19 protein-coding genes are annotated in these 16,677 nt (G+C 44.2%); 6 read left to right on the top strand and 13 right to left on the bottom strand.

Annotated features, from left to right (window positions below):
- Position 1 precedes the first annotated feature (1 nt).
- The 7 genes from C6347_RS01520 to C6347_RS01490 are packed head-to-tail and all read right to left on the bottom strand — an operon-like array spanning position 2 to position 7,144.
- The gene (locus tag C6347_RS01520; RefSeq protein ID WP_106071322.1) at positions 2-1,030 is read right to left on the bottom strand and encodes a PseG/SpsG family protein; all 1,029 of its coding nucleotides are present in this window, start codon (positions 1,028-1,030) and stop codon (positions 2-4) included.
- Positions 1,027-1,767 carry a cytidylyltransferase domain-containing protein gene (locus C6347_RS01515; protein WP_106036423.1) on the bottom strand — a complete coding sequence of 247 codons (741 nt, stop codon included), beginning with the start codon at positions 1,765-1,767 and terminating at the stop codon, positions 1,027-1,029. The genes C6347_RS01520 and C6347_RS01515 overlap by 4 nt, the downstream gene beginning before the upstream one ends.
- Positions 1,757-2,881, bottom strand: a complete 1,125-nt coding sequence (locus C6347_RS01510; RefSeq protein WP_106048072.1) for an N-acetylneuraminate synthase family protein — start codon at positions 2,879-2,881, stop codon at positions 1,757-1,759. Before C6347_RS01510 ends, C6347_RS01515 begins: the two co-directional genes overlap by 11 nt.
- Position 2,882: 1 nt before the next feature.
- Positions 2,883-3,758: a GNAT family N-acetyltransferase gene (locus tag C6347_RS01505; RefSeq protein WP_060597532.1), complete on the bottom strand. Its 876-nt coding sequence runs from the start codon at positions 3,756-3,758 to the stop codon at positions 2,883-2,885.
- Positions 3,755-4,933 carry a DegT/DnrJ/EryC1/StrS family aminotransferase gene (locus C6347_RS01500; RefSeq protein WP_060597533.1) on the bottom strand — a complete coding sequence of 393 codons (1,179 nt, stop codon included), beginning with the start codon at positions 4,931-4,933 and terminating at the stop codon, positions 3,755-3,757. The genes C6347_RS01505 and C6347_RS01500 overlap by 4 nt, the downstream gene beginning before the upstream one ends.
- A gap of 21 nt (positions 4,934-4,954) precedes the next feature.
- Positions 4,955-6,367: a capsular polysaccharide export protein, LipB/KpsS family gene (locus tag C6347_RS01495; RefSeq protein WP_106030635.1), complete on the bottom strand. Its 1,413-nt coding sequence runs from the start codon at positions 6,365-6,367 to the stop codon at positions 4,955-4,957.
- A gap of 6 nt (positions 6,368-6,373) precedes the next feature.
- Positions 6,374-7,144, bottom strand: a complete 771-nt coding sequence (locus C6347_RS01490; RefSeq protein ID WP_181185421.1) for a glycosyltransferase family 2 protein — start codon at positions 7,142-7,144, stop codon at positions 6,374-6,376.
- Positions 7,145-7,319: 175 nt separating this feature from the next.
- Here C6347_RS01490 and C6347_RS01485 point away from each other — a divergent pair, with 175 nt between their 5' ends.
- The 3 genes from C6347_RS01485 (at position 7,320) to C6347_RS01475 (ending at position 9,523) form a co-directional block, all read left to right on the top strand.
- On the top strand, positions 7,320-7,994 hold the full coding sequence (locus tag C6347_RS01485) for a YIP1 family protein (protein WP_106036418.1): 675 nt from the start codon (positions 7,320-7,322) through the stop codon (positions 7,992-7,994).
- A 235-nt stretch (positions 7,995-8,229) separates the two neighbouring features.
- Positions 8,230-8,772, top strand: a complete 543-nt coding sequence (gerQ, locus tag C6347_RS01480) for a spore coat protein GerQ (RefSeq protein ID WP_060597535.1) — start codon at positions 8,230-8,232, stop codon at positions 8,770-8,772.
- A gap of 133 nt (positions 8,773-8,905) precedes the next feature.
- Positions 8,906-9,523, top strand: coding sequence for a cupin domain-containing protein (locus C6347_RS01475; RefSeq protein ID WP_060597536.1), 618 nt, complete (start codon positions 8,906-8,908; stop codon positions 9,521-9,523).
- Positions 9,524-9,564: 41 nt separating this feature from the next.
- Here C6347_RS01475 and C6347_RS01470 read toward each other — a convergent pair whose 3' ends face one another.
- From C6347_RS01470 to C6347_RS01460, 3 genes are all read right to left on the bottom strand, one after another.
- Complete coding sequence (locus C6347_RS01470) at positions 9,565-9,936, bottom strand: DUF423 domain-containing protein (RefSeq protein ID WP_060597537.1); 372 nt, start codon at positions 9,934-9,936, stop codon at positions 9,565-9,567.
- Between the two features lie 70 nt (positions 9,937-10,006).
- The gene (locus tag C6347_RS01465; RefSeq protein ID WP_106036416.1) at positions 10,007-11,314 is read right to left on the bottom strand and encodes a purine/pyrimidine permease; all 1,308 of its coding nucleotides are present in this window, start codon (positions 11,312-11,314) and stop codon (positions 10,007-10,009) included.
- 33 nt (positions 11,315-11,347) lie between these two features.
- Positions 11,348-11,680, bottom strand: coding sequence for a YwdI family protein (locus tag C6347_RS01460; protein ID WP_106071321.1), 333 nt, complete (start codon positions 11,678-11,680; stop codon positions 11,348-11,350).
- A gap of 170 nt (positions 11,681-11,850) precedes the next feature.
- Here C6347_RS01460 and C6347_RS01455 point away from each other — a divergent pair, with 170 nt between their 5' ends.
- Positions 11,851-13,209, top strand: coding sequence for an aldehyde dehydrogenase (locus C6347_RS01455; protein WP_060597539.1), 1,359 nt, complete (start codon positions 11,851-11,853; stop codon positions 13,207-13,209).
- Between the two features lie 33 nt (positions 13,210-13,242).
- Here the strand turns inward: C6347_RS01455 and C6347_RS01450 are convergent, their stop codons facing one another.
- Positions 13,243-13,923, bottom strand: a complete 681-nt coding sequence (locus tag C6347_RS01450) for a uracil-DNA glycosylase (RefSeq protein ID WP_034660393.1) — start codon at positions 13,921-13,923, stop codon at positions 13,243-13,245.
- Positions 13,920-14,747, bottom strand: coding sequence for a glycosyltransferase family 2 protein (locus tag C6347_RS01445; protein WP_060597540.1), 828 nt, complete (start codon positions 14,745-14,747; stop codon positions 13,920-13,922). The genes C6347_RS01450 and C6347_RS01445 overlap by 4 nt, the downstream gene beginning before the upstream one ends.
- 128 nt (positions 14,748-14,875) lie before the next feature.
- Between C6347_RS01445 and C6347_RS01440 the strand changes: the two genes are divergently transcribed.
- Together C6347_RS01440 and C6347_RS01435 are read left to right on the top strand one after the other, a co-directional pair.
- Positions 14,876-15,181: a YflT domain-containing protein gene (locus C6347_RS01440; RefSeq protein WP_106071320.1), complete on the top strand. Its 306-nt coding sequence runs from the start codon at positions 14,876-14,878 to the stop codon at positions 15,179-15,181.
- Positions 15,182-15,307: 126 nt separating this feature from the next.
- Entirely contained in the window at positions 15,308-16,117 is an 810-nt protein-coding gene (locus C6347_RS01435) for a bifunctional hydroxymethylpyrimidine kinase/phosphomethylpyrimidine kinase (protein ID WP_060597542.1), read from the top strand.
- 53 nt (positions 16,118-16,170) lie between these two features.
- Here the strand turns inward: C6347_RS01435 and C6347_RS01430 are convergent, their stop codons facing one another.
- Entirely contained in the window at positions 16,171-16,662 is a 492-nt protein-coding gene (locus C6347_RS01430; protein ID WP_060597543.1) for a hypothetical protein, read from the bottom strand.
- Positions 16,663-16,677: the final 15 nt, after the last annotated feature.

Below are 16,677 nucleotides of genomic sequence, written 5' to 3'. Positions count from 1 at the left end.
TCTACACATCCTTATGTTCTTTTTGGTGATGATTCATGAGGTGTATAAGAATGTTTTTCACTCGTTCGGTTCCTTTTCCATCAATGAGTGACCGTCCATTGAGATGAATGCTCCTGCGGAGAAAGTAACTGGCGGATAGTCTTTCAACAGCACGCCATATATCCTTTTCATCCACAAGGTCACCTAATCCAAGATGGTGGCAGGCTCCCTTTTGCGCAAAACGAGCGGCTGTCACTGTTTGGTGGTCTACTTGCGAAAGGACAATGCTGGGCACCCCGATACAAACTGCCTCATATAACGTCATCCCGCCAGCAACAATCGCCAGATCGGCTTCTGCAAGACGGGCAGGTAATTGATCCGTATGGCGAATGAATTGAATATGCGCAGCCTCGATTTGTTCTTCGATGCGAGAGGCTTTTCCTGTAACCGCTAGAATGTGTAAATGGCCAGCTTCGAAGAGTGCTGATACAGCCTTTGATAACAATCCGCCTGGATCACTGCCTCCAAGGCTGATAACCACCTTTTTGCATTCTTTTCGAACCTCATATGTGTCTTTTAATCTGCTGATCTCGTGATCTAACAATAAATAAGGTGTTCCATAAAAATAGTCCGTTCCATTTACTTGCAGACGCTTTTCGTCCAGACCACCATAAATGCCGTTCACGACAGCATCAGCAAGCTGGCAGGCTTCTGCTCTTTCTTCTTCAAATAAGACCAGCCTTGCAGAGGCGGAGGACGCTTTGATCGATCGAAGAAACTGGAGGTCACAATCAAGCACATCAATCAGCAGAAGATCAGGATTCAGCTCTTTTATGTCCTGCTCCATTTGAAGGAATACGTTTGGTTCCTGCACTAAATGAACGTGCCAAGCTGGATGCGAGAGCATTTCTACACAAATCTGTTCATTTGTATAGAAATATAAGTCGTTTCCTTCTTGAAACAATTCTTTTGCCAGCCGTCTCATTCTGGCGACATGCCCCATCCCTCTTAAAAAACCACCGTACACAACAATCATGATTTTTTTATTCATTCAGCATCCTTCTGTCTCACAAATTGATTCAACCGAACAATATCAGGATCTTGTTCACAAATGGAGATAAGCTCAGCCGTAGGCACAGCAATAGATCCACCAGCTTTCTCAAGTAAACGGGTGGCAAATACATAATCTTCTTCTGTATCAATCGTGAATCGATAAGCAGGATATGCGAGTTCTTTGGGCGGTGTGAATAATTGCAGTTGAAATCGCTCAGGATGCTTTCGGATATACAGCGTCACATGCTCACGCTCCGGCTGCGTAAGGGGAAAATTGTCGATTTCACGTAAAATTGATGCGTCGATCATTTCCCCGGAAATACCGAGTGGCGTTCCAGTCGTATACGTGTAATCAGCCTTCTTCTGTCTATGTTCTTCAACCATTTTCGACAAAAGCGCTGGATCTATAAATGGATTATCTCCCGTTAAACGGACAATGGTTTGAGGTTCAAAATGACGGACAACCTGCGCAAATCGCTGCAGTACATCTATCTCACTACCGCGAAATACCTTATAGCCCTTTGATAAACAATATTGAGCCAACAGATCATCCTCTGCCTCGACTGTTGTAGCAATCATGAGGTTCTGGGTTTTGTGATTGTAATGATCTGATTGCTTTACCCGTTCAACAATGAAATCGATCAGTGCCATACCGCCGATCGGTTTCATCACCTTTTTTGGCAGTCTTGTTGAGCCCATTCTAGCTTGTATGACAAAGAGCACATCATTGATCATGCTCGGACTCCTGCATGAGCACATCTTTCCACGAAACGCCTGTATGGGCTGGGATGTCTCTCACAGCCTTGGCGCCAAGTAAAATCTCCATGTACCGCGGATGCAGACCTTGGCTTTTTTGTCCTGGACGTAATACGGCTAGGTTTTGTGCTGTCAAAGTCTCGCCCTTTGCAATACCTTTTGTTGTAAAAATCCCTCGATACGCAAATTTACGAATCTGCCCTTCAATGGCTGTTGTCGTTTTATAAGAACTGCCAAGAATCTCCTCTGACAGAGGATGAGCGTCTTCTTCTGATTGATTTCGGTCCTTTTCCGCCGCTCGAATATGCTGAACCATTTCCTTTAATTCCTCTGGATCAAGTGCAAAGGAATGATCGGCCCCAGGCAGCGTCTTATCTACCGTGAAATGCTTTTCAATCATGGCTGCCCCAAGCTTCACAGCGGCAACAGGGGCTTCAGTTGGATGCTCACTATGATCAGAAAAGCCAATGACTGCCTCAGGAAAAGCCGAGGCTAAAGTTTGAAGCACACGAAGATTCGTGTAAGCTCTAGGTGCTGGATACTTTGCTACGCAATGCATAATGGCGACTTGATGGTTTTGCTCGCTTATAATTGCCTCATATGCTTCATGAACATCTGCAATAGTGGCTCCGGCTGTTGAAAAAATGATGGGCTTTTGAAAAGAAGCCGTGTGACGCAAAAGAGGCAAATGATTGATTTCATAGGATGCCAGTTTGAAAGCCGGCGGATCGGTTTGATTCAATAGATCCGCAGATTCTTCGTCACACACTGTGCTTAAAAACATCAGCCCTTTTTCCTCACAGCGCGTCAATAAAGCTGGCAGCCATTCTGGCGGCAGCTCCATTTGTTCGACTAAAGAAAAAATGGATACCTCTTCTCCCTTGGCTGTTTCGTATAAACCCGGTTCCTTTTGATACATCCGATCAGCTTGAAACATTTGAAACTTCACTGCATCGGCACCTGCTTCTTTTGCCACATCAATTAAAGCAAGCGCCTGATCCAGCTTTCCATCATGGTTAATGCCTGCCTCTGCAATGATAAAAACAGGCGCACCATCCCCCACTTTGCGATCTCCAATATAGAAATGCGCCATCTTATCTCTCTCCTTTTTTCGGCCATACATGGTAATACAAGAAGGCATTTGTTGTTCTAAAGCCCGTCTTTTCGTACAGCTGAATGGCGGTTGTGTTATGCAGCTGTGTTCCGGCAGAAATAAAACGATGCCCTCTCTCATAAGAGACCTTCATCATCTCGATAAACAGTTTTTTCCCGATCCCTTTTCCTTGTACATCCGGTCTAATCGCAAACAGCTCAAGCGCCATTTCATCGCCCTTGGTCATCCCTTGTATCAAGCCCACGACTTCATCGTTCACCTTTGCCACGAGATTGATATCTGCACGTCCGAGCAAATTGTTTCTCATCCATTCTTGATAGAAATGCTGGACGACATTCTGGTCTAAAAATGGATCGAGTGCATACCGGCTTTTCACAAAAGCCTGATGACCAAGTGAAACCGCCTCATCGTATTCCTTTTCATCCGGCAGACTTATCACCACATCTTCACCTGTTGATGGCATCTCCATGTGAACAGGCGGCGCCTCAAGCCGAGTGAGACCGCCCACATAGTACACATGTGACAGCCTTTGAACGATCCGGTTTTTTTCAAGATCAGCCGCTTCAAGACGTAAAAAGAAAAAATCGCATTTTTCTGTTCTCATCCAATTGATGAAGCGCTCCATCAATTCTTGAAAAGCAGATGATGACTCAGCTTCCGCAAACTTCACATGAAAAATATGCTGATCAAATATGCCGCTTTCCCATTTTGACCAGTCAAATAACAGCACCGCTTTGAGCTGGGCGCCACTGACAAGACCAAACTGCTTGAAGCCTTTCATTTGTTCAGCTTTCTGGCCGTATTTCTCCAGCCAAGCGGACAGCACCTGATCGTCTATTGCATGAACGGTCTTCATGAAGATGCCTTCTGTTCTTTTAAAATAGACAGCACCGCGGTGATGACATCCTGCACATCTTCATCTGTCATACTTGGATAAAGAGGCAGTGAGAGAGTCCGCTTGTAGTAAGCGAGTGACTTAGGGAAATCCTCTGGTGAATAGTGATAGGTTTGTTGATAGTATGGATGCAAATGAACAGGGATAAAGTGAACACTCGTGCCGATTTTATACTCCTTTTGCAGCTGATCAATCAGCTCATCGCGTGTGATGAATGCTTCTTTTGGATCCACTTGCAGTACATACAAATGCCATGCATGTCTTCCCTCATGATGGACAGGCGGCAGAATCAGCCCTGCTTCTTTTTGAAAAGCCTGATTGTATGCTTTCGCAATTTGTTCTCTCCGCGCCTGCATATCATCCAGACGGCTTAGCTGGACAAGCCCTAACGATGCCTGCACATCAAACATGTTCATTTTATAGCCAGGTTCCTCGACCTCGTAGTACCATGTTCCTTTTTCTCCATAACGATTCCATGCTCCCTTGCTCATCCCATGGAGTGCTAGTCTTCTGATCCGAGCGGCAAGCGCATCATCGTTTGTCGTCAGCATGCCGCCTTCTCCAGTCGCTATGTTTTTCGTCGCATAAAAACTAAAGGCAGTCGCATCACCAATCGCTCCAATGGGCTGGCCATGATACGTTGTATACAGAGCATGAGCGGCATCCTCGAGCACAAATAGATCGTACTTTTTGGCAATGGCTAAAATCCGGTCCATATCGCACGACTGACCAGCAAAATGAACAGGGACAATCGCTTTTGTATGTGGTGTAATCGCCGCTTCTAGTTTCTCTGCATCGAGATTGAGAGTCGCTGGGTCAATATCGACAAATACAGGTGCTGCCCCTGTGTGAATGATCGTATTGGCTGTTGCGCAGAATGTCAGAGGCGTTGTAATCACCTCATCCCCATTCCCAATCCCTCTAGCCTTTAAGGCTAAAAATAAAGCAGCCGTACATGAATTGACAGCGATCGCATGTTTTGCACCGGTCAGCTGCCGAAACTCTTCTTCAAACTGTCTTACTTTTGGTCCGGTTGACAGCCAGCCGGATTTTAATGTTCCAATGACTTCGTCAATTTCTTCCTGCTCAATCAACGGCAGGGCATAAGGAAGAAATTGCGCTCTCTTTTTTTCCATATCGCTTGCACACCCCTATCTTCATCTCTGAAAATCCACACCTGTTTTTGTTTTAAGCAGAGAAAGCAGAACATCGGTCGATCGCGCATGCGGATAATGTTGTTTAATGAATTGAGCTCCTTGCTGCTTTGCCAGCTTCATCTCTTGATCATCCGACAAAATACGAATGGCTTTCTCAGCCAGTTCAACAGGGTTTTCCATATGATAGCTGCCAAGCGACTCGTAATAAGGGTATCTTCTGCCTTCTGTCATTTTCCCGATCAGCACACTCTTTTCAAAGAGCATTGCTTCAAGACCGACGGTTGATGTGAGCGTAATGACCATATCCATATATGGCAGCAGGTCATATAAGTCGATATCTTTTTTAATCAATCTCACATGATTTCCAGCTCGTTCAATGGACACATACTCATTTAATCGGTTTCGGGCAATTTCCCACGGATGCGGCTTCATGATCAACTGAATGTCTTTCCGTTTTGCAATCGTTTTAAGAACATCACCATAGAAGGCTTCTGAGAACGGCTGCGTTGCCACAAGCACGGTCTTTTTGGCAGGATTGAAGTTCAATTTACGAAAGATGAGTTCCTGTTGAAGCGGCGTTCGATCCTTCACCAAATCAAACCTCGGATGACCTGTGATCTCCACCTGTTCCGGCTGACAGCCTTTGTCTACATACCAGTCCTTTTCATACTTTCCAAACACCCCATGGCACGTCGTGAAAATCGGCAAAAAGGCTTCGTCTCCCATAAGTGCGCCGTGCTGAAGACAGATACTCGTGAGCTGGCGTTTCACTGTTTGCAGTGCCAGTACGCGGCTGTAAGCATCCTCCGTCGTCCCCACAATGACGGCTGCAATTGGTTCCATCTGAAATAGAACTTCTGTCTGGTCAATCACATCAATAAATTGCACAATGTCCTTCCGAAGCTTTTCTCTAAAAAAGACATTGCCAAAGACGGGGTGCTTTGCGTAAGGTTTAAGGAGAGCATTTGCTTTTTCAATATATTCAGCATGGGCTTCTTTATTAACCTCTCCGGCTAATTCCGGCTTGCTGATAACAGGTAAACCGAAATAATCTGCCTTCTTCCAGCGAGCGAGCACCACCGTTTGACTCGGATGGAACCGCGTGTAATTTTGTTCAGTAAAACGCAGATGTTCAAAGTGAAGCAATACCTTTCCATTCGCCGGACGATAAGCAATTCGCTTGATCTGCTGCTTATGTTGATCAAAAAATGGCTGAATCTCTTCCGGCAATGGACAATCGGTTGTCAATTCTTGACCGAATGCTTCATCCTCCATGCGTTCCCTTACTTCAGGACTGATATATTGATAGAAATTGCTGATCAACCCAAGAGGAATTTGTTTATAGGACAAATCCTTCATGAGATTCACATACTCAAAGTACACCTGCCAATAATGATGAATATAGTGCGACACTTCAGGTCACCTCCCATGTCTTTGTTTTAATATGTGGCGGAGCTCCCAGCAGGTAGACTGCTCAGGAAGTGCTTGAATAAAGGCACTTTTCTCTTCTTCTGCCAGCTGATAGTGAATCGACTGTTCTGTGATGTAATTTGTATCTAAAACTTCATCAAAGGGATAGAACGGATAAAAATGATTTAATCGAAAAAAGAACCGGGCATCTCCTATTCGATAAAAATGCGGACTCTCGTCCCAGTAAGACCCAAATTCAGCTTGAATCTTTGATAAAATAGATGCACGATGAACGACCGAGCAATGATCTATGGCACAGGGTGCATTCCATTGCACCGTTTGCGCAGGTCGAATCGTTTCCTTTACTGGCTCTTTTTTGCTATTTAAATAGATTACTTTCGATGCAGAATAGACAATATCATCACCTGGTCGTGCATCTAGATAATGAGTGAGCTTCTCTAAACGGTCCGGGGCATAGACATTGTCATCTGTGGCATAGGAAATATACTCGCCCTTTGCCAGTTCTAATGCTTGATTAATCAGGACGGCGTATCGGGTTTTCACTGTTCTCTCCTCCAGTGATTTGACACCGCTTTGGATAAAATGAACACGGGGATCTTTGCGAAAGGGCTCAATCGCAGCAAGGGTTTTTTCGTTTGAACCATCATCCATGATAAATAGTTCAAAGTCTGAAAGCGTCTGCTGCAAGACCGCTTCAATCGATCTGCCGACGTAAGCCGCCTTGTTGTAGCTCGTCATAATGACAGTTACTTTTGTCAAAGTTTTCACCTCGGTCTCTTTCAAACTATGTTTATCATATGTGTCTCCTCTTAAAGAGACTGTAGAGTGACCTATTTTTTATAAAATTGTATTTTTTTATTGATCTATCTTTGAAAAACGCGAACTTTTTGGTAATATAAGTAATCATTTATGTGTATTAAAGGAGTAAAGAACATTGGAAGCTATGAAGAATGATCACTCCCAAGAAGAGGAAGCAAAAGGTTTTTTTCGATTTTTTAAAATTTTCGTCGCAACAAAAACGATTATTCGCTCATATCAACATTCCTCTATTCCAATTTGGCTGATGATGCTCCTTGCAAGTATCGCTGGTACAGGCTGGGTCTACGAAGGTTATTTTAGCGAGTATATGGGCAATCATATTCCGTTCCCTTTTATTCTGTTACAAGGAGCGGGATATGGTATTCTTGCAGGCAATCTGGTTCTATTTTTCGGTGTACTCATCCTAAAGTGGTTAGGGCATCTTTTTTTTGGCAGTCAAACAGCATATCGAGATGTGCTCAAAGCCTGCACGCTGACGATCTTTTTCCCTTCCGCTTTATTTTCACTCAGTTGGATTTTCACTATTGGAATGCTTGGTCCGTATACGTTTGTCAAAATCTCACCTTATTTAGATCAGCATTATGAAGTTTGGTATTATCTCGATCTTTTGACACTGATTGATGCTTATGCAAAGACGTGGATATTTGGAATGACTGTTTTAGGCATTGTCGCTGTGATGAAGCTCAGATTATGGCAAGCCTTTCTCATTGTGATCACACCGCTTGCGGCATGTTTTCTTATCATTACACTTTTATTTGGTGTCCAGCGCGCTGTAAATTGGATGATGTAAGGAAGGTTGAGCATCAGAGAGAATTTGATATTCGTGAGCAACGAAGCGCAGATCTGGCAAAGAATGCGAGGGTTTGCCCACGCCTAAGGAACTGCACCGCAGTTCCTTTTTTTCGTTCAATGTACATATTCCATCCTCCTGTCTCATAGTGTGAAAGAGAGAAAGAATGCTATGGAAACAACAGGTGCTTAAGCGCCTTCTGTTTAGAACACCATGAGGAAAGAGGAGGAACGTTATGAAATTGAAAAATCAATTTGGGCAAGGTTCGGGTTTCGAAGGTCAAGATTTTCGCCAGCAACAATATGGAGCAAATCCGTATCCTGCGCAGCAGATGGGTTATTCAGTCCCTCCCCAAATGCAGGGTCAAATGCAAGGACAAATGCAGCAGGGATTTTCACCACTGCCGTCTACTGGTTCTTCACAAGGGGGGCAGGGCACGCAGAGCGGCGGGCAGCCGTATCAAATTCCTTCTGGACCGATTTATCAGCAGAATGTCACTGGTCAGCTGCCAATCGAGCAGTCCTATATTGAAAATATTTTACGATTGAACCGCGGCAAGGTAGCCACGATTTACATGACGTTTGAGGCAAGTAAGGAATGGAACTCGAAGATTTTCAGAGGCGTCATTGAAGCTGCAGGACGTGACCACATTATCATTAGTGATAATAAGACGGGAACACGATACTTACTATTAACGATCTATCTTGATTACATTACGTTTGATGGGGAAATTCAATACGACTATCCATACTCTATGTCCACGTATTCTCCGAGATAGATAACGCCACATATAGCAAAAGCAAGGAGCAGGCGCCCTTGCTTTTTTCTTTTGACTAGGTTTTTGTCACACCTCTAAGGCGCTGGTCATAAGATGCCTAGTAGTTTTTATCAAACGCCTAGAGGTGACATCAATGACTGTTGAGCTGGATTATACATCACCGAATGTTAAATATTCATACGATCTGAGTCAAAGCCCCCTTGTGAAGTACGATCAGCATAATCTGATTAATGTTTTAGGAAAAAAACAATTAAACTCGTTGGATCAAGTATCCCTGCTGGATATATATTTGAGTAAAAGCAAAGTCGTAGAGCCTCATTATCATCAAAATGCCGCAGAGCTTGTTTATTGTATAGCCGGTTCTGCTGCTGTCTCGATGCTGAATCCATTCACAAAAAAACTGCACACCTATACCATCACCCCTGGACAGGTGGCAAACGTACCTCAAGGCTGGTGGCACTATGAAGTTGCCCTCCAAGACAGAACTCATTTGTTAGCCGTTTTTAACGCATCTACGCCAGAAGTGATCCTAGGCTCAGACCTTCTCACCCTCACCCCTGCTCACATCATGGCACATACGTATTGCATGAACGAAACACAGTGGAAGCAGGCGACACAGCCTGTGAAGCCAAGTGTGTTTATCGGACCATTTTGCCACAGAGAAGAGGAGGCACAAACGCATCCTGTCCCTCCGTCTCACTACATCCCTTATTATCAAGCACCGCCAAATTATGCCCCTTACTGGAATTAAGAAAAAAACCGATGCCCCTCTCAGAGCATCGGTTTTTTGACTTATAAATTTTTTGCTGCTGCAATGACAAGCATGATCCAAGAAGCGATAAACGCCACTCCGCCAATTGGGGTAATGGCACCTAGAATCTTCACCTGTGTCAATGCCAGCACGTAAAGGCTTCCTGAGAAGAAAAGGATGCCTGCAAGCATCACCCAGCCAGCGGTGGGAACTAGAGAAACACCTGACAGCTTATCTGCAAGAAAGGCGACAATAAATAATCCAATCGCATGGAACATCTGATATTGAACCCCTTTGTTCCATATGTCTATATACTTTTCAGGGATTTTCCCTTCCAGACCGTGCGCACCGAAGGCTCCGAGTCCAACAGCTAGCATGGCATTAATCGCACCTAAAATGAAAAATAGTTTCATTCGTCATTCTCCTTATCTCGTCAATTATGTTTATCATAGCGCGGGTGACAGACGACAATCAACTTTCCCTTTACGTTGACACGAGATTGTCGGATTTCTTTTTCTTTCGTAACAGGACTTGATCGACCGCGATCGCAATGAGTGTACCTAGAACAAGACCATTGCTTAATAATGAAATGAGCACAGGATGCATGCCTTTCAAGGCTCCCTGCGGTACAAACATCGCCCCTACACCTGCTAAAACGGCAATCCCTAGGACAAAGCGAATCCGCGGAATTTCTTCTTTCTCATACTGATCAAACTCTGACATCGCAATCCCAATCATCGAGGAGAACACCACAAAGTTTACAGCAAGCCCCACAGGTGATGGCAATGCGGAGAAAAAGCTCATGAGCAGCGGGAACAAACTAATGAGTACAATGAGCAGACTTCCTATGAAAAATGGCTTTCTCGATGGAATTTTCGTTGTCTGTATAAATCCTGCTGCTCCGGAAATAGGTACAGGCGCAATGGCACCGATCAATCCGCTCAGTAAGTGACCAAATGCTGCGACAAAACCAGCCGGCCGAGCTCTCTTCCGCTCACGCAGTTCACCAAATGCCTTCACTGAACTTTCCACAATTCGAATACTTGCCAGCATGTTCACAATGAGTAAGATCGTAATAAAAAAGGACGTGACAAGTAGTCCACTGTCAAAGACCGGCATGCCGAATGGGAACAGCTTCGGAAACTCGATGATTTTTTCTGGAATTCGAACCGGCTTTGCCAACCCGAGTAGAGCGAATAACAACCAGCCTCCTGCAAGGGCAAATAACACAGAAAACTGCCTTAAGTAATGCCATTTTGAGCGGCTGATCATGAAGGTAAGGATAATAATCAAGATCGATAAGCAAAAGACAAGCCCGTCCACCTGATTTCCTCGATAGCCGATGCCCATCAGCCCTTGCATGATCGGCTGACTTAACTGCACAACTAGCAGCAGCAAGTAAATGCCTGTGACGACTGGCGTAAATAAAGAAGCGAGCCAATTAATGATTTTAAATAAACTAAAAATAAAAAAGAATGCGGCACTAAAAATTAAAGCTCCTTGTAAGGCTTGCAGGGTTTCAGGATACGTCGCAAAAATTGTTCCTGTCATGCCTGCATAAAGGGTATACACACCCCACCAAAGCCCTGCTGGACTTTCATTGATCGGCAGCATATGGCCGCATAAACACTGCACCATCGCCACAAGACCAAGTGAAAAGAATGTACTTTGAATCAGCTCCGCTGACTGCACTTGGTTCAATTCAAACGCTTGTGCAATCGCAATTGGTACGGCAATAGAAGCTGCGATAAAAAATGCCATCCACTGAATGGCGCCCAAAAATAGTTTCAAACCGATCACCTTCCCTTTGTCGTGACAAGACCATTAAAAATCAAAAATAGAGTCGCCGTTCCCATCCTTCTCTTTTTGCCTCTCTTCTTGATGCTGAAATTTCTTCGCCCCACTCGCACCCATCAGTTTCTCAAGCATGGCTTGATCTGAGGATACGGGCGGCGCAGACGGTGTCTGTATCGAAGAAGGTGGCGAGATAACCGGCGACTGCGGCATTTGCACCTGTGATGGTGCATCGAGAATGACCTCACATAGTGAAGAAATCGCTGCCACATGACGTTTCACCTCTTCATCATTTCCACTTTGTTTCGCCTTTTGAACCGCTTCCTCCATTTTTTGAAGCAGGCTTGATATATGAATATTCAAGGGTAGACCCTCCAATCTAAAAAAGTCTCTTTTCAACATTATTTTACCAAATGAACAAACGAAATGGGTTCATTTTTTCAAAGCAGTGCGCTCCCGCCTCTCTTATTTGACCCGTCAAAGCCCTTCACACATAATAAAAGGAACAAAATCGTCTATGAAAGGATTGAATAATGGACAAACTCACTGCTCTTTTTCAGAAACAAAAAGTCTTTCAAAAGCCGCCGGTTCAAGAACGCATCCGTCTCCTTAAAGACTTAAAAGCAGAAATCAAACAGCATGAAAAGGATATTTTACAAGCCTTAGCCCATGATTTACATAAATCCGAACAAGAAGCCTATACAACAGAGATTGGGATGGTATATGAAGAAATCAATCATACCATCAAGCATCTTCACAAATGGGCAAAGCCAACACGCGCGCGAACACCTCTGACTCATATCGGATCGAAAAGTATGATCATCAAAGAACCTTACGGCAGTGTGCTCATCATTGCCCCTTGGAACTATCCTTTCCAATTGGCTCTTTCTCCATTAGTCGGAGCTATTGCTGCGGGTAATGCCGTCATCTTAAAACCGTCTGAGCTGACGCCGCAAGTCTCACAAATAATCAGCGCAATGGTGGAACGTGTATTTCAAGAAGACCATGCAGCTGTCGTAGAAGGCGGTGTAGATGTCAGTACAGAGCTGCTGAAACTGCCCTTTGATTATATCTTCTTTACAGGAAGTGTGGCAGTCGGCAAAATCGTCATGGAAGCCGCCGCAAAGCATTTGACCCCTGTCACACTTGAGCTTGGCGGAAAAAGCCCTTGCATCGTCATGCCTGATGCAGACATCAAACTAGCGGCGAAGCGAATCACTTTCGGCAAATTCACCAATGCAGGGCAAACATGCATTGCGCCAGACTATTTGCTCGTTCATGAGTCCATTAAAGAGGACCTTTTGCGGGAAATGACAGCTTGTATCCGGGACTTTTATGGTGAACACCCTGAAACACATCCGCACTTTGGGAAAAATGTCAGCCAGCGTCATTTTGACAGACTCTCACAATTCCTCTCAAATGGAACGATTGTCACGGGTGGACAGCGCAATGAACACGAGCTCAAAATCGCTCCGACCATTTTAGACCACATCACATGGGAAGATCCCGTCATGCAGGAGGAAATTTTCGGACCGATTCTGCCTGTCATGACCTTTGATTCTCTGCATGAGGCAGCGCATATGATCAAAACAAGGCCGAAGCCGCTTGCTCTTTACTTATTTACAACAAGTAAAGAAACAGAATTCTATATCCTAGACCATCTCTCATTTGGCGGAGGATGTATCAATGACACGCTCATGCATGTCGCTACTCCTTACCTGCCATTCGGAGGCGTGGGCGAAAGCGGCATGGGACGATATCACGGGAAAGAAAGCTTCTTTACTTTTACACATGAAAAAAGCGTCCTGCGCCAAACCAATCGCTTCGATTTTTCCTTCCGTTATCCAAATGCGAAAAACGGACTCGACTTGGTTCGTAAATTTTTAAAATAAACAGGACGAAGGGGCTCTCCCCTCGTCCTCTTTTCACTCAATACCTTGGATACACCAGTTGATTTCTTCGATCCCCATTTGTTTTAAATACGCGTTTACCTTTGAAAACGGACGACTGCCAAAAAAGCCGTTTCTTGCAGAAAAAGGACTTGGATGAGGTGACTCAATGATGTAATGCTTGTTTTGATCAATGCGTTCTTTCTTATTTTGAGCATGTCTTCCCCATAACACAAAAACGACGGGCTGATCACGTTCATTCAGCACATCAATGACACGGTCTGTCACACGTTCCCAGCCCTTGCCTTTATGCGAGTTCGCCTCGCCCTTTCTCACGGTCAGCACAGTGTTTAAGAGCAGCACACCCTGCTCTGCCCAGCTCACAAGTGAGCCATGATTTGGAACAGGACAGCCAAGATCATCCTTTAGCTCCTGAAAAATATTTCTCAATGAGGGCGGATGCTTCACGCCAGGCTGAACAGAAAAGCTTAATCCATGTGCCTGACCTGGGCCATGATAAGGGTCTTGTCCCAAAATCACCACTTTGACCTCTTCATAAGACGTCAAATGAAGCGCACGATAAACGTCATCCGGTTTCGGAAAAACGGTCTGCGTGCGATATTCTTCCTTCATCCATTCACGTAATTCCTGATAATACGGCTGTTCAAATTCACTTTTCATCACAGCCCACCAGCTATCATTTAAAAATGGCTTCATTGGGGTTCTCCTCCTTCTATTTGCTGCGTTAGTCTGGAGATCATCGGTTTTCCGTCCCACACAATATCACTCTCTGATTCTCGTTTTTTCATCGCTGGTTCTTCTAATAAGACAGCAAAGTTAGCTGTCGGCAGGTCACCCAGCCCATGCTTTTCACTTAGATCATCTAAGTAGTTCTTCCTTGTTTCACCAAGATCACTAGACTGATTCCCACCGCCGTCAAAAAACGCATAGATCACGCTGGCAGCTGGCACTCGTTTGACACGGGCATGCTGTGATACACGCAAAAAGAAGTCCCAGTCCCAATAATGATGCATCGCTGGATCAAAGTAGCCAATCTCATCGTGTATACAGCGTTTGTACATACTGCCGGAAGGAACATAGGTAGAAAAAACACGCATATCCTCAATAGCTGCTGTATAAGCAAATAAACGTCTCGACACAGGGAAACGGGTCGCGCCTTTTTCTTCAAATGACACAATTTCTGCATCAGAAAAGACAAAATCGGCGTCCTCCAGCGCCTTACTCATACGTTCAATATGACAAGGTGTAAAGTAATCATCGTCGTCACTCAGCATGATGACATCGCCTGTCAGCTCCCGCACCCCCACGTTTCTAGCATTCACATGCTGGACATTCTCATCTAAATGGATCAAGCGGATCGGAAGTTCAGAGTAGAGTTCCTGGATGATGTCGACTCGCTCTCCTGCATCATTCACGACCACAATTTCAAAAGGCTGTACAGTTTGTCTCGTAATGGATTCAAGCAGCTCACACAGTGCGCTGAGCCGGTTATGTGTCACAATTAATAAGGAAATCTTCATATTCAGCTTACTCCTTTAATAGATTCGTCTTTTTCCATTAAAACATAAAATGACGTTCTTCTCATGATATAAAAGGCGGTTTGATGTGACGGGAAAATGGGAATTTTTGATGAAAAGGAGTGATCACGATGGAATACTTCACAGTAGAAAATAGCAAAGAAGCCAAACAGATCATTGAACAAATACATTCAGCAAAGGATGATATTTTCGTTTTCGCGTACGATCCAGAACGCTCTGATACCGTCACAGAGCATACAAATGCCAAAAGCATGACAGCGGTCGATCAAGGGATTTTAGATCAAATCGCCAATGTCATCCGCACCCGGGATGACGAGCTCATGGCCAAAATGATGTCGGTTGGCGCGGATCAGGAATTAGCCTTAACACTTTTAGACGAACTGAAAAAAGGAAAATTGGTGATTTGTAAAAGGTAAGGAGAAAGGCGTTCCTCCTAGGGTGGAACGCTTTTTTATGTCGTTTCATTGTGATAAACGGAAAAGCTGATTATAATAAGGGATAGAACAGTAACTGTTACACATCACATTGGAGGTTCAGCAACTATGTCTATGAATAAAGCACTCACCATCGCAGGGTCGGATTCAAGCGGCGGTGCAGGTATCCAAGCAGATTTAAAAACGTTTCAAGAAAAAAACGTCTACGGGATGACAGCTTTAACCGTTGTCGTTGCAATGGACCCTCATAACCATTGGGATCATCAGGTGTTTCCAATTGATACGGCGACGATTCGTGCGCAGCTCTCTACCATTGTAGAAGGCATTGGGGTAGATGCACTGAAAACGGGTATGCTCCCAACAGTCGACGTGATCGAACTTGCAGCTGACACTATCAAAACATACGACCTAAAAAATGTCGTCATTGATCCTGTTATGGTTTGTAAGGGTGCGAACGAAGTGCTATATCCGGAGCACGCTGAAGCACTACGCGAAAAGCTTACGCCACTGGCAACCGTCATCACGCCTAACCTTTTCGAAGCAGGTCAATTAAGCGGAATCGGTGAGATCAAAACGATCGAACAAATGGAAGAAGCAGCAAAACGCATTCACGAACTTGGTGCCAAGTATGTGGTCATCACTGGAGGCGGTAAGCTAAGCCAAGATAAAGCGATCGATTTGCTTTATGATGGACAAACCTTCGAACGACTTGAAACAGAGAAGATCGACACAGAATACACACACGGCGCAGGCTGCACATTCTCAGCAGCAGTCACAGCTGAACTGGCAAACGGCTCAGACGTGAAAGAAGCCATTTATGCAGCAAAAGAATTCATCACAGCTGCCATCAAAGGCTCTTTCCAGCTAAATGAATACATCGGACCAACAAAGCATTCTGCTCATCGTGTTGACAAATAGAACAGAAAAACCCGATTCGCCTTGTTAATGGGCGAATCGGGTTTTGTTTGTACTTACAAGCTCTTGTATACCTTCTCTATTCTCTCAAATTCATCACGTAAATCACTATCATCAGGTCTTCCCGTAATCACTTTTAAAAACTCGATAAATTGACGACCTGATTCAATGAGTTGATATACAAACTCTTTAAAGTCAGCCACCAATATCTGATTTTCAAGTGATAACATAATTTCTCGATCGGATTTTCTCTCCAACTGTATTTCTAGAGGTAAACTTGGATAATAAATCTTTCCGTACCCTTCTTCCATGTAATCTACTAATACATTTTTATAATAATGCCACAACTCTTCAATAGAATCTGGATTTTCGAAATCCTCTATTTTCCCCTTTTTCCCATGATCGAACGTAATTGTTCCTTCAAGGTTTGTAAACCCTTGTTCCATAAAATCTTCTTTTGTAGCAACGAATGCCTTTATTTTTTCAATGTCTTTGATGGTTACAAACTTCTCTTCATCTTCTAAATAGATATAAGTCTTTATTTTCAATTCTATTCACCTTCA

The organism is Bacillus sp. NMTD17 (assembly GCF_002998735.1).
Taxonomy (GTDB): domain Bacteria; phylum Bacillota; class Bacilli; order Bacillales; family Bacillaceae; genus Bacillus.
This window is presented reverse-complemented; position numbering and strand designations above follow the sequence as displayed.